At 63.1% G+C, this 12,182-nt stretch carries 10 protein-coding genes; 4 read left to right on the forward strand and 6 right to left on the reverse strand.

Annotated elements, in window-relative coordinates; all coding sequences use genetic code 11:
* Positions 1 to 184: 184 nt before the first annotated feature.
* Positions 185 to 2,797, reverse strand: coding sequence for an alanine--tRNA ligase (gene alaS / locus AC0Z42_RS10815; protein ID WP_485468226.1), 2,613 nt, complete (start codon positions 2,795 to 2,797; stop codon positions 185 to 187).
* 137 nt (positions 2,798 to 2,934) lie between these two features.
* Positions 2,935 to 3,360 carry a Fur family transcriptional regulator gene (locus AC0Z42_RS10820; RefSeq protein WP_485468227.1) on the reverse strand — a complete coding sequence of 142 codons (426 nt, stop codon included), beginning with the start codon at positions 3,358 to 3,360 and terminating at the stop codon, positions 2,935 to 2,937.
* Positions 3,361 to 3,495: 135 nt separating this feature from the next.
* Between AC0Z42_RS10820 and AC0Z42_RS10825 the strand changes: the two genes are divergently transcribed.
* A complete protein-coding gene (locus tag AC0Z42_RS10825; protein ID WP_485468228.1) occupies positions 3,496 to 5,559 on the forward strand; it encodes a TonB-dependent receptor domain-containing protein in 2,064 nt (687 codons plus the stop codon).
* 28 nt (positions 5,560 to 5,587) lie between these two features.
* On the opposite strand, the gene ugpQ is transcribed toward AC0Z42_RS10825, so the two are convergent.
* Positions 5,588 to 6,394 carry a glycerophosphodiester phosphodiesterase gene (gene ugpQ, locus AC0Z42_RS10830; RefSeq protein WP_485468229.1) on the reverse strand — a complete coding sequence of 269 codons (807 nt, stop codon included), beginning with the start codon at positions 6,392 to 6,394 and terminating at the stop codon, positions 5,588 to 5,590.
* A 169-nt stretch (positions 6,395 to 6,563) separates the two neighbouring features.
* On the opposite strand from ugpQ, the gene AC0Z42_RS10835 reads away from it, so the two are divergent.
* Positions 6,564 to 7,685, forward strand: coding sequence for a sensor histidine kinase (locus AC0Z42_RS10835; RefSeq protein WP_485468230.1), 1,122 nt, complete (start codon positions 6,564 to 6,566; stop codon positions 7,683 to 7,685).
* On the forward strand, positions 7,682 to 8,530 hold the full coding sequence (locus AC0Z42_RS10840; protein ID WP_485468231.1) for a LytR/AlgR family response regulator transcription factor: 849 nt from the start codon (positions 7,682 to 7,684) through the stop codon (positions 8,528 to 8,530). The genes AC0Z42_RS10835 and AC0Z42_RS10840 overlap by 4 nt, the downstream gene beginning before the upstream one ends.
* 3 nt (positions 8,531 to 8,533) lie before the next feature.
* Here the strand turns inward: AC0Z42_RS10840 and AC0Z42_RS10845 are convergent, their stop codons facing one another.
* Together AC0Z42_RS10845 and AC0Z42_RS10850 are read right to left on the reverse strand one after the other, a co-directional pair.
* Positions 8,534 to 8,860, reverse strand: coding sequence for a hypothetical protein (locus AC0Z42_RS10845; RefSeq protein ID WP_485468232.1), 327 nt, complete (start codon positions 8,858 to 8,860; stop codon positions 8,534 to 8,536).
* Positions 8,861 to 8,925: 65 nt separating this feature from the next.
* A complete protein-coding gene (locus tag AC0Z42_RS10850; RefSeq protein WP_485468233.1) occupies positions 8,926 to 10,206 on the reverse strand; it encodes an MFS transporter in 1,281 nt (426 codons plus the stop codon).
* 106 nt (positions 10,207 to 10,312) lie between these two features.
* On the opposite strand from AC0Z42_RS10850, the gene AC0Z42_RS10855 reads away from it, so the two are divergent.
* On the forward strand, positions 10,313 to 11,215 hold the full coding sequence (locus AC0Z42_RS10855) for a LysR substrate-binding domain-containing protein (RefSeq protein ID WP_485468234.1): 903 nt from the start codon (positions 10,313 to 10,315) through the stop codon (positions 11,213 to 11,215).
* Here AC0Z42_RS10855 and AC0Z42_RS10860 read toward each other — a convergent pair.
* The gene (locus AC0Z42_RS10860; protein WP_485468235.1) at positions 11,212 to 12,111 is read right to left on the reverse strand and encodes a LysR family transcriptional regulator; all 900 of its coding nucleotides are present in this window, start codon (positions 12,109 to 12,111) and stop codon (positions 11,212 to 11,214) included. The two genes, AC0Z42_RS10855 and AC0Z42_RS10860, sit on opposite strands and share 4 nt — an antisense overlap.
* Between the last annotated feature and the right edge of the window lie 71 nt (positions 12,112 to 12,182).

Below are 12,182 nucleotides of genomic sequence, written 5' to 3' on the forward strand. Positions count from 1 at the left end.
GTTGCACTGATTTTCGACATACTACTCTAATTCAGCGCCAATGACGCGCTGCACCAAAATAGTTCACAGGCTGTTGTGGGGTCACAACGAGATGCTCTAAAGCAAAACGGCCCGCAAACCAGGTTTGCGGGCCGTTTTCAGGCTGCGAGGGTGTACCCACCCCGCATGGACTGTGGCTTGCGGCTTATTTCACCTTGTCGCCGACCCAGGCCGGCACGCCGGCCAGGGCATTCGCCAAACCGCTGGCATCGGTGCCGCCAGCCTGCGCCATATCGGGGCGTCCGCCACCTTTGCCGCCCACTTGCTGTGCAACGAAGTTCACCAGCTCGCCTGCTTTCACGCGCGAAGTGGCGTCGGCCGTCACGCCGGCGATCAGGCTGACCTTGCCGTCAGTGACGCTGGCCAGCACGATGGCGGCCGTCTTCAGCTTGTCCTTCAGCTTGTCCATCGTCTCGCGCAAACGGGCCACATCGGCGCCTTCGAGCACGGCGGCCAGCACCTTGATGCCGTTCACGTCAGCCGCCTGGGTTACCAGTTCATCGCCCTGGCCCGACGCCAGTTTCGATTTCAGGGCCGCCAGTTCTTTTTCCAGCGCCTTGACATGATCCTGCACCTGGCCTATGCGCGCAGTCAGTTCCTCGGGGTTCGACTTGAGCGCGGCAGCAGCGTCCAGCAGGCGGCGGTTCATGGTTTGCACCAGCGCCAGCGCGCCCTCGCCCGTCACCGCTTCGACGCGGCGAATACCGGCCGCCACGCCGCTTTCGGCGATGATCTTGAACAGGCCGATGTCGCCGGTGCGCTGCACGTGCACGCCACCGCACAGCTCTTTCGAGGTACCGATGTCAAGCACGCGCACTTCGTCGCCGTATTTTTCGCCGAACAGCGCCATCGCGCCGTGTTTCACCGCGTCGTCAAACGACATGTGGTGCGACTGCACTGCATGGTTTTCCAGGATCTCTTTGTTGACGATGGTTTCCACCGCCGCGATCTGCTCCGCTGTCATCGGCGCATTGTGGCTGAAGTCGAAACGGGTTTTGTCCGGGTCGACCAGCGAACCTTTTTGCGCCACATGGCTGCCCAGCACTTCGCGCAAGGCCTTGTGCATCAAGTGGGTGGCCGAGTGGTTGCGGATGGTGCGGCCGCGCTTGGCCGTGTCGACGTCGGCCGAGACCGTGTTGCCTACCTTCAGGGTGCCGGTTTCCAGCACGCCATGGTGACCGAATACATCAGCCTGGATTTTCAGCGTGTCGTCGACCTTGAAGACGGCGTCGCCAGCCGAGATCACGCCCTGGTCGCCGACCTGGCCGCCCGATTCGGCGTAGAACGGCGTGGTGTCGAGCACCACGATGCCGGCCTGGCCCGCCGCCAGCTGCGCTACCGACGTGCCGGCCGCGTACAGGGCCACGACCTTGCTGCCGAAGGTGAGGCTTTCATAGCCGACGAATTTGTTTTTCTCGCCCGCGTATTCAACCTTGCTGTCCTTGTGCGACTTGCCGCCCTTGCGCGACAGCTCCTGGCTTTCCTTCAGGGCCGCGTCATAGCCTTCCTGGTCGAACGCGATATTGCGTTCGCGGCAAATGTCGGCCGTCAGGTCTGGCGGGAAGCCGTAGGTTTCGTACAGGGTAAAGGCGGTGGCGCCGTCGATGCCGGTGGCGTCCTTGGCCAGCTGGGCTTCCAGCACTTTCATGCCGGTTTCCAGGGTTTCGCCGAAACGCTCTTCCTCGGCTTTGAGCATGTTGGCGACGTTGACCTTGGCTTCTTCCAGCTCCGGGTAAGCGGCGCCCATCTCGATAGCCAGATCCTCGACCAGCTTGTAGAAGAACGGCTTGGTCTGGCCCAATTTATGGCCGTGGCGCAGCGCGCGGCGGATAATGCGGCGCAGCACGTAAGCGCGGCCTTCGCTGCCCGGAATCACGCCGTCGACGATCATGAAGGCGGCGGCGCGGATATGGTCGGCGATCACGCGCAGCGACTTGTTTTCCAGGTCGGTGGCGCCGGTTTCACGCGCAGCAGCCTTGATCAGATGCTGGAACAGGTCGATCTCGTAGTTCGAATGCACGTGCTGCAGCACGGCGGCCAGGCGCTCCATGCCCATGCCGGTATCGACGCACGGCTTCGGCAGCTTGTGCATCACGCCCGCTTCGTCGCGGTTGAACTGCATGAACACCAGATTCCAGATTTCAATGAAGCGGTCACCGTCTTCGTCAGGCGAACCCGGTGGGCCGCCAGGAATATCGGCGCCGTGGTCGTAGAAGATCTCGGTGCAAGGGCCGCATGGGCCGGTGTCGGCCATCTGCCAGAAATTGTCCGACGCGTAGCGCGCGCCCTTGTTGTCGCCGATGCGGATGATGCGTTCGGTTGGCACACCGATTTCTTTCGCCCAGATATCGTAGGCTTCGTCATCTTCAATATACACGGTGACGGTCAGTTTTTCGACCGGCAAGCCGTAAACACGGGTCAGCAGCTCCCAGGCAAAATGGATCGCGTCACGCTTGAAGTAGTCGCCGAAGCTGAAGTTGCCCAGCATTTCAAAGAAGGTATGGTGGCGCGCCGTGTAGCCGACGTTTTCCAGGTCATTGTGCTTGCCGCCGGCGCGCACGCAGCGCTGCACCGAAGTGGCGCGGGTGTAGGGGCGGCTGTCGGTGCCGGTAAACACGTCCTTGAATTGCACCATGCCGCTGTTGGTCAGCAGCAAGGTTGGATCGTTGCCTGGCACCAGCGAGCTGGAACGGACGATGGAATGGCCCTTGGACTCGAAAAACTTGAGGAACTTGTCGCGGATTTCAGATGATTTCATGTTTTTTTGGCAAAAGGTGGCGGCAGCTTTAAAGGAAAGATTATACGTGATATGGCTGCCTGCAATTAAGGCAGGCAAGGGCTTGTTGCGCACAGGCCCCGGTTAATTGTTGGTGATCCTTGTTGGTGATCCGCGACTCAGGCGTGATCGGCGCAGCTGTGCGGTGCCGGGCTGGCAACCACGCCAGCGCTATTGCAATCGGCGCAGCGGCCATACAGCGTCAGCTCGTGGCGCTCGACCACGAAGCCCTGCGGCGCCATGCGTTTCAAGTCGCCGGGGCAATCATGCACATCGAACACGCGCTGGCAGCTGGTGCACTGGAAATGGTGATGATGGTGATTGGCCACCGCGTTCGACTCATAGCGCGGGTTTTCACCGGGCAAGGTCACCACGTGGACTTTCTCTTCCAGCACCAGCGACTTCAAATTGCGGTAGACGGTGGCGATGCCCAGCTGCGTCACTTGCAAGCTGGCCTGTTCAAGAATTTCCTGCGCCGACAGCGGGCGCCGGGCCGACTCGATGGCGGCTTGTATAGCGGTTTTTTGACGTGTTGTGCGTTCCATGACAACAGAATACACCATCCACCCACGATCAATATAGCGCCCGGAGGTTCACACGCTAATGATAATGGGATATCATTATCAAATTAACGCTTGCCCAGCCCCTGCAAACATCGTCACAAGACAAGGAATTGACACATGACCGCACCGCACTACCTTCACCGCCCTACCCCTCTGGCCCTGGCCCTGATGCTGGCGTTTGCCGCCCCCGCCAGCGCGCTGGCCCAGCAAGCGCCCACCCTGCCGGCCGTGACCGTGTCGGCCAGCGCCCTGTCGCTGGGCAGCGACGACATGAGCACGCCGGTGACCGTGCTCGAAGGCGATGAACTGGTGCGCACCCGCGAAGCGACGCTGGGCGAAACCCTGGCTGGCCAGCCCGGCATCACCTCCAGCCATTTCGGCGCCGGCGCCAGCCGCCCCATTATCCGCGGCATGGATGGCCCGCGCGTAAAAGTGCTGTCCGATGGCGCCGAAGTGCAGGATGCGTCGACCATCAGCCCCGACCACGCGGTGGCGTCCGAACCGATGCTGGCCGAACAGGTCGAAGTGCTGCGCGGCCCGTCGGCGCTGGCGTATGGCGGCGGCGCCGTCGGCGGCGTGGTCAATGTCATCGACAAGAAAATTCCCACCCGCGTGCCGGCCAGGGGCGTCGAAGGCAGCGCGGAAGTGCGCGCCAACTCGGCCGCCCGCGAAAAGGCCGGCGCCTTTGAAGTGACCGGCGGCTCGGGCAATTTCGCGTTTCATGCGGAAGGCGTGAAGCGCGATGCGAAAGAATACAAGGTCGGCAGCGGCTGGGAAGGCGGCTCGAAAGTGGCCGGCAGCTACAACGAAACCGATACCGGCAGCGTCGGCGCCTCGTGGGTGGGGTCGCGCGGCTTCCTGGGCCTGGCATTTACCAGCCAGCGCGCCGAATATGGCCTGCCCGGCCACAATCATGAATTCGAAAGCTGCCACCCGCACGGCACCCACCTGCACTGCGGCGAGCATGAGCACGAAGGCGAAGAAGGCGAAGAGCACGACCACGAGCACGAAGAAGGCGGCGCCGTACCCTACGTGAAACTGAAAAGCGAACGCTGGGATGTGCGCGGCGAGTTGCGCGACCCGCTGCCCGGCTTTACCCGCTTGCGCCTGCGCGCCGCGTTGACCGATTACAAGCACGATGAAATCGAAGGCAGCGAGATTGCCACCACCTTCAAGAACAAGGGCCATGACGCACGGCTGGAAATGGAACATGTGCCGCTCGGTGGCTGGCGTGGCGTGGTCGGCCTTCAAACCACGAAACGCGATTTCTCGGCGCTGGGCGAAGAAGCCTATGTGGCGCCGACCGTCACCAAGAAACACGCCGCCTTCCTGGTCGAGGAATACAACCTGGCGCAATGGCGCTTCGAAGCGGGCCTGCGCCACGAATGGCAGGATATTTCGGTCGACAGCGCCACCCTGAAAGATCACAGCGCCAGCGGTACCTCGGTCTCGCTGGGCGCCGTATGGAAATTCGCGCCGCAGTATTCGCTCGGCTCGACCATCTCGCGCACGCACCGCCTGCCGAGCGCCGAAGAGCTGTACGCCAACGGCGTGCACATGGCCACCGCCACCTATGAACTGGGCAATGAAAACCTGGGCAAGGAAACCTCGAACAATATCGACCTGACCCTGCGCAAATACGCGGGCGCCACCACCTTTTCGCTGAGCGCCTACCGCAACCAGATCGACAACTATATCTTTGGCTCCACCCTGGACAGCCACGAAGGCTTCCAGCTGATCGAATACGCCCAGCGCGACGCCACCTTCACCGGTATCGAAGGCCAGATCCGCCAGCAACTGAACCCGGTCTTCGGCGCCAGCGTGTTCGGTGATTATGTGCGGGCCAAACTGGCCGATGGCGGCGGCAACCTGCCGCGCATCCCGGCCCAGCGTTTGGGCGTGAAATTCGACGCCAACTGGCAGGCCTGGAACGGCGTGGCGGAGTTCTACCGGGTCGGCAAGCAGGACAAGGTGGCCGCTTTTGAAACGCAAACGCCTGGCTACAATATGCTGAACCTGTCCGCCAGCTACAACACCCGCATCGGCGGCACGCCGGCCCAGTTCTACCTGAAGGCGAATAATCTGACGAACGAACTGGCCTACAGCCACACCTCGTTTATCAAGAACGCGGCGCCTTTGACGGGGCGTAATCTGACGGCAGGGGTAAGGGTGACGTTTTAATTTTTGACCCAACAGCAAAGAGCTGGGGTCAGACCCGACGGGGGAATACGTCCCAGTGGGAAGTATTCCGATCGCGAAGCGACTGACCCCGGATTTCTGCTGCGTCTTCTATATATTCAATGGCATCAATCCTGTCCGTACAAAACCCATCCACGCCCCACCCCAGCAACTCGTCAGCCCTATCCTGCGTATTGACGGTATAGCAGAACACCCCATACCCCTGCGCCTTGATGGCCGCTACCTGTTCGCGGGTCAGCGGCGCGTGATCGCAATGGATCGCCACGACCTCCAGCGCGCGGGCCTGCGCCAACCAGTCCGGCGGCAACGCATCGACCAGCCAGCCGCGCGCCAGCTCGGGCGCCGCCTCGCGTGCCGCTTGCAGCGCCTCGATGCTGAACGATGACAGCAAGGGCAACCGTCCGCCGCCGGCAAAATGCTGGCGCGTGCGCTGCGCCACCACCGTCCCGGTTTCGACCTCGAAGCCCGGCGCCGGCTTGATCTCGATATTCATCCAGATGCCGTGCGCCTGGCAATATGCGACCACGGCATCAAAAGTGGGCACGCCTTCGTCCGCAAACTGCGGACCGAACCAGCTGCCCGCATCCATTGCCGCCAGTTGAAAGGCCGTGTAATCGGGAATGGCGCCGCTGCCGGCGACGGTACGACCCAGTTCCACGTCGTGCACCACCACCGGCACGCCGTCGTTTGCCAGCATGACGTCGAATTCGACCGCGCGATAGCCATGGGCCAGGCCGCAGCGCAGGGCGGCAATCGTGTTTTCAGGGGCCAGCGTGCCGCCGCCGCGGTGCGCCACAGTACGTGGATAGGGCCACATGGTTTGTCCTTGCTTGATTGGAATGACTGCCATCATCGCGTGCGGGCACGTTCATGTAAAGGACACACGGCCACGATTGGCGCCGCGCCAGAGCCGTTTCGTCGCAGCGGCGTTGCGCTGGCCGCGCGCAGCAGACACAATGGCTTATCGACTACACTACAAAACGACCATGTCCAGCCCGACCATTGCCCCCGCCACCCGGCCGCGTTCACGCTACCACCGCATGCTGCACGATATCCGCTACGCGCTGGCGATCAATGTCATCTGCGCGCTGGTAGTTACCTACCTGCTCAATCCGGGCAGCCACCTGGGGCAGAACCTGATCGCCTCCATGTGTATCGGCAGCATTGCCTTCGTGCTCATCGACGGCACGCGCCTGACCCTGTGGAGCCCGGGCCAGCGTCCCGGTGCGCTGCCGTTCATCGCCATCATCGTGGTATCCGTACCGGTGGCGCAGTGGCTGGGCATGCATTTGTTTGTCTGGCTGACCAATGTGCGGGTCAAGGCCATGACCACGCTGGAGCCGGCCGAAGTGGCTGCCAACCTGGTGTTTACCCTGATCGTCACGGGCGTGGCTGTACTGTTTTTTTCCAGCCGCGAACGCATTTCGCGCCTGCAAACGGCGGCGGCCGAAGAAAAGGCGCGCGCCGAATCGGTGGCGCGCCAGGCCATGCAGGCGCAGCTGCAAATGCTGCAGGCGCAGATCGAACCGCATATGCTGTTCAACACGCTGGCCAACCTGCAGGGACTGATCAGCTTTGACCCGGACCGCGCCCAGCTGCTGCTCGACCAGCTGATCCAGTACCTGCGCGCCACCCTCAGTTCCTCGCGCGCCGAATCGACTACCCTGGAGCAGGAATTCAAGCTGATGCAGGCCTACCTGGGCCTGATGGCCATCCGCATGGGTGCGCGCCTCACTTACACGCTCGACTTGCCCGACGACTTGCGCAGCGCCAGCCTGCCGCCCATGCTGCTGCAGCCGCTGGTGGAAAACGCCATCCAGCACGGCCTGGAGCCGAAGATCGAAGGCGGCCATGTCACCGTGCAGGCCAGCGCCGATGCCGGCATGCTGATACTCACTGTCAGCGACGATGGCCTGGGTCTCGACCATGCAGGCCAGACCAAGGGCACGCACAAGGGTACCCAGCTGGGCGTGACGAATATCCGCGAGCGGCTACAGGTCATGCATGGCGCATCGGCCAGCCTGTCGCTGTGCGCCAACGACACCAGCGGCGTGACCGCCCGCCTGACTTTTCCACTTCAACCTTCCATCACCACTACCACGCCATGACAGACCCAGCCAACGCCCCCATCCGCGCCCTGATCGCCGAAGACGAACCGATACTGGCGGCCGCCCTCGCCCACGCCCTGCGCCGACTGTGGCCGGCGCTCGAGATCGTCGCCACCTGCGCCAATGGCGTGGAAGCCTTGCGGCAAGGCCTCGCCCTGCGTCCCGATATTTTGTTCCTGGACATCAAGATGCCCGGCAAGACGGGCCTGGAAGCGGCCGAAGAGCTGGCCGAGCAATGGCAGGACGGACCGGAAGGGCAGGAAATCACGCCGTTCCCGCAGATCGTCTTCGTTACCGCCTATGACGACTACGCGCTGGCCGCGTTCGAACAGGCAGCCGCCGATTACGTACTGAAACCCGTCAACGATGCTCGGCTGGGCAAGACGGTCGAACGCCTGCAGCAGCGTCTGCAAGCAACATCGGCACCGCTCCCGCCAGCCCAGCGAGCTGAGCCGGCGCCTCTTGACGACAACCTGACCCGCTTGCTGACCCAGCTGCAAGCGATGACGCCAGCCGCGCCGCGCCTGCAGATGATACGGGCGGCCGTCGGCAACAGCGTGCGCATGATCCCGATGGCCGACGTGGTCTACTTCGAGGCGCTGGACAAATACATCAATGTGGTGTGCCGCGACGGCGAAGCGCTGATACGCACCAGCCTGAAGGAATTGCTGCCACAGCTGGACCCGCAGCAATTCTGGCAAATCCACCGCGGCACCATCGTCAACGCCAGCGCGATCGCCAGCGCCGTGCGTGACGAGGCGGGCAAGCTGTCGCTGACCTTGCGCCAGCATGCGGCGCAACTGCGCGTCAGCCCGCTTTACGGGCATTTATTCCGCCAAATGTGACAATCAATGCAGCTGGTGCTTCAGGTCCGACAAGGTATCGTGAACCTGCAGCACCGCGCTCTTCAGTTCAGGCGTCAGGTTGGGCGCCGCGCCGCAGGCCTGCTTGGCGCGGTCGCCGAGCGACTCCATATTGTCGACCGCCTGGCGGATGCGCGCGTCGTCCTGCGAGTCGATCGCCTGGCGCACCGACGATTTCTGCTGGTCCAGCTGGTTGAGGCAATCCTTCAGGTCCATCGGCAGTTCCTGTTCCTGGCCGCACAGTTTCGCCGCCTGGCCGATGGCTTGCTCGATTGAATTAAAGCGCTGTGCCACTTCGTTTGCTTGCAACATGGTGTCTCCTCCTGTGTTGATGACAGTTGGATCACGTATCGGTCACGAAGTTCCATGGCATGCGATCAGCCGGCCGCTTCGCGTGCACCCAGCGGCTGCAAATGGCGCAGCCTCAAGGCGATCAGCACGCCACTGCCCAGGCACAGGCCCAGCATGCACACCACGCCGGTCCAGCCATCGAAACCCCACATCATGCCCGAGGCGGAACCGATCAGGCTGGAACCGAGGTAATAGAACAGCAGGTAAAAAGCCGAGGCCAGCGCCTGCGGCGCGCGGGCGCGGCGGCTGACCCAGCTGCTGGCAATCGAGTGCGAGGCAAAAAAACCGAAGGTGGCCATCGCCATGCCCGCCACGATGGCCGGCAGATAGTCGAACAGGGTCAGCCCGATGCCGGCCAGCATGATCGACAGCATGATCCACAGCACGCCGCGGCGTCCCAGGCGATCCACCAGGCGGCCGGCCCAGACCGAGCTGAAGATGCCGATCAAATACAGGAACGCCAGCAGGCCAACCGTGCTCTGGCGCAAGCCGAACGGCGCGGCCAGCAGGCGGTAGCCGATATAGTTATACAGGCTGACAAAACAGCCCATCAGCACGAACGCCAGGCAAAACAGCCAGGGCAGGCCCCGGTCGGAAAAATGCTGCTTGATGGCATGCGGCAGCGCCTGCCAGCCGCGGGTCGAAGGCACGAAGTTTTTCGAAGCTGGCAGGCTGCGCCAGAATTCGGCTGCCGCCAACACACCGGCCACGCCGAGCACGCCCAAGGCCCAGCGCCACGATAAAAAGTCGCTCAGCATGGAGGCGATCAAACGCCCCGACATGCCGCCAAAGGCGCTGCCGGCAATATACAAGCCCATCGACAGGCCCAGCGACGGCCCTTCGATTTCCTCGCCCAGGTAGGCCATGGCGACGGCCGGCATGCCGCCAAGCGCGATGCCGAGCGCGGCGCGGATCGCCAGCAGCTGCGCATAGTCCTGCGCAAACGCGGACAATATCGTCAATATGGCGGCGGAAAACATCGAAGCCACCATCAAGGGCTTGCGCCCCACGCGGTCCGATACGGCGCTGAGGAGCACCAGTGAAATGGCCAGCAGGCCGCTCGATACCGACAGCGACCAGCTGCTTTGGGCCGGCGTCAGGTGGAACTGGTGCGACAGCAGCGGAAACAGCGGCTGTATGCAGTACAGCAGGCTGAAAGTGGAAAAGCCGCCAAAAAACAGCGCGCGGTTGCTTCGTTTGAATTCGACGCTGCCCTTGGCAATCGCGGTGCGGGGAACCGGCGCAGCCGGCGCAATGGCGGCGGAAGAGGCGGAAGAATTGGAAAAGGCCAGCGATGAATCAGACATGACGTTGTGCGGAGAAAGGCGAGATTTCATCATAGGATTGCCAACTCATATCGTCCAATATATATTTAAGCATCAACTCATACTTTAAAACGATTACTGGAACCCTATGGAACTGCGCCACCTGCGTTATTTTGTCGCCGTCGCCGAGGAGCTGCACTTCACACGTGCGGCCGAGCGCCTGCATATTGGCCAGCCGCCGCTGAGCCAGCAGATCCAGGCGCTGGAAGCGGATGTGGGCGCGCAGCTATTCGAGCGCAACAAGCGCTCGGTGCGGCTGACGGAGGCGGGCCGCTTGTTTCTGGACGATGCGCGCCGCATCCTGGCGTTGTCGGAACAGGCGGCGGTGACAGCGCGCCGGGCCCAGCGCGGCGAAGCGGGCGAGCTGCGCATCGGCTTTACCTTTTCCACGCCATTTACGCCGTATTTCGCCACCGTGATCAACCGCTACCGGCAGTCGTTCCCGCACGTGACCTTGACCTTGCACGAGATGGCGACCCTGCATCAGCTGGAAGCGATTTCCGCGCGCAGCCTGGACCTCGGTTTCGTGCGCCCGCCCGAGACCGCGTATCCGTCCGATATCCGCTTGACGCAGCTGCGCCAGGACCCGCTGTTCCTGGTGCTGCCGGTGGCGCACCGGCTGGCGGCAAAATCCTCGATTGCGATTGCCGACATGGCCGGCGAAGGTTTTGTGATGTACCCGAAGGATGCCGGCACCGGCATCTATCCGCAGATTTTCCGGCTCTGCAAGGCGGCCGGTTTCGTGCCAACTGTAACGCAGGAAGCGGGCGAAGCGTCGACCATTATCGGCCTGGTGGCGGCCGGCTGCGGCATCTCGGTATTGCCTGCGTCGTTTGACCGCATCCGCATGGACGGCGTGTGCTACAGGCCGATCGCCGACCCGCAGGCCACCACCAGCCTGCTGCTGGCGCAGCGCGAGGAAGAGACCTCGCCGATGGTGGCGGCATTCGTCAAGCTGGCCGAAGCGGCGGCGCTGGAAGGCGGCGCCTAAGCACCCGATCCGCTCCCCAGGCGCAGCTCGATCAGTTCCAGCATGCCCCGCGCCGCCACCGACAAGGTGCGCGGCATGGCCAGCAGGATCGGCCGCCCGGGCTGGCCGGGCGCCAGCGGCACGGCCACCAGGTCGAGTTTTTTGAACTGGAACAGGGTCAAAGCCGGCACCAGCGCCACGCCCAGGCCTTGCTCGATCAGGCCGGCCACGGTGGCCAGGTGCTCCACTTCCAGGCCGCTGTCGCGCACCGCCACGCCCTGCGTCAGCAATTCCACATGCTGGCGCACGCTGGTCGATTTCGCCAGATGGATCAATTCGCAGCCGGCCAGGTCGGCCAGCTGCACGCGGCGCTTGCGGGCCAGCGCATGGTCGCGCCGGCACACCAGGTAAAACGGATCGCTGCACAGCACGCGCGTATCGAATTCGGCCAGCCGGGCGCTGGGCGCCGTGATCGCCAGGTCGACTTTCCCCTGGCGCAGCAGGTGCAGACACTGGTCGGACAAGGCGTCGTGCAGCTGCACTTTGACGCCGGGATAGCTGGCGCGGTATTCGGCGATCACGGCCGGCAAGCCGTTGGCCGCCAGCGACGGCAAGGCCGCAATCGCCACCCTGCCCTTGCGCCGCGCCACATAGTCGCCCATGTTGCCAAACGCCGCCTCCATGTCGGCCAGCAGGCCGCGCGCCACCTCGACGAACATCTCGCCTTCCACCGTCAGCATCACATTGCGCGTGTCGCGCTCGACCAGCCGGGCGCCGAGCGCCGTTTCCAGCTTCTGGATCACGGCGCTGAAGGCCGATTGCGACAGGTGGCAGCGCTCGGCGGCGCGCGTGAAATGGCGGCAGTCGGCCAGCGCGACAAATGCTTGCAGCAGCTTGCTGGAGATATTCGGCAGCATCTTGATTCATTCAAAAAACAGGATAATCATCCTGAAAAATCGATTTTACAATATAAACCGCGCGCCGCAGA

This window comes from Janthinobacterium sp. 1L-D-8-B-C4 (assembly GCF_057291295.1).

Coding starts and splice junctions, on each gene's coding strand:
- AC0Z42_RS10840 (WP_485468231.1), top strand. CDS start 7,682: ATGACAGACCCAGCCAACGCCCCCATCCGCGCCCTGATCGCCGAAGAC.
- AC0Z42_RS10825 (WP_485468228.1), top strand. CDS start 3,496: ATGACCGCACCGCACTACCTTCACCGCCCTACCCCTCTGGCCCTGGCC.
- AC0Z42_RS10835 (WP_485468230.1), top strand. CDS start 6,564: ATGTCCAGCCCGACCATTGCCCCCGCCACCCGGCCGCGTTCACGCTAC.
- AC0Z42_RS10845 (WP_485468232.1), bottom strand. CDS start 8,860: ATGTTGCAAGCAAACGAAGTGGCACAGCGCTTTAATTCAATCGAGCAA.
- ugpQ (WP_485468229.1), bottom strand. CDS start 6,394: ATGTGGCCCTATCCACGTACTGTGGCGCACCGCGGCGGCGGCACGCTG.
- AC0Z42_RS10850 (WP_485468233.1), bottom strand. CDS start 10,206: ATGTCTGATTCATCGCTGGCCTTTTCCAATTCTTCCGCCTCTTCCGCC.
- AC0Z42_RS10820 (WP_485468227.1), bottom strand. CDS start 3,360: ATGGAACGCACAACACGTCAAAAAACCGCTATACAAGCCGCCATCGAG.
- AC0Z42_RS10860 (WP_485468235.1), bottom strand. CDS start 12,111: ATGCTGCCGAATATCTCCAGCAAGCTGCTGCAAGCATTTGTCGCGCTG.
- alaS (WP_485468226.1), bottom strand. CDS start 2,797: ATGAAATCATCTGAAATCCGCGACAAGTTCCTCAAGTTTTTCGAGTCC.
- AC0Z42_RS10855 (WP_485468234.1), top strand. CDS start 10,313: ATGGAACTGCGCCACCTGCGTTATTTTGTCGCCGTCGCCGAGGAGCTG.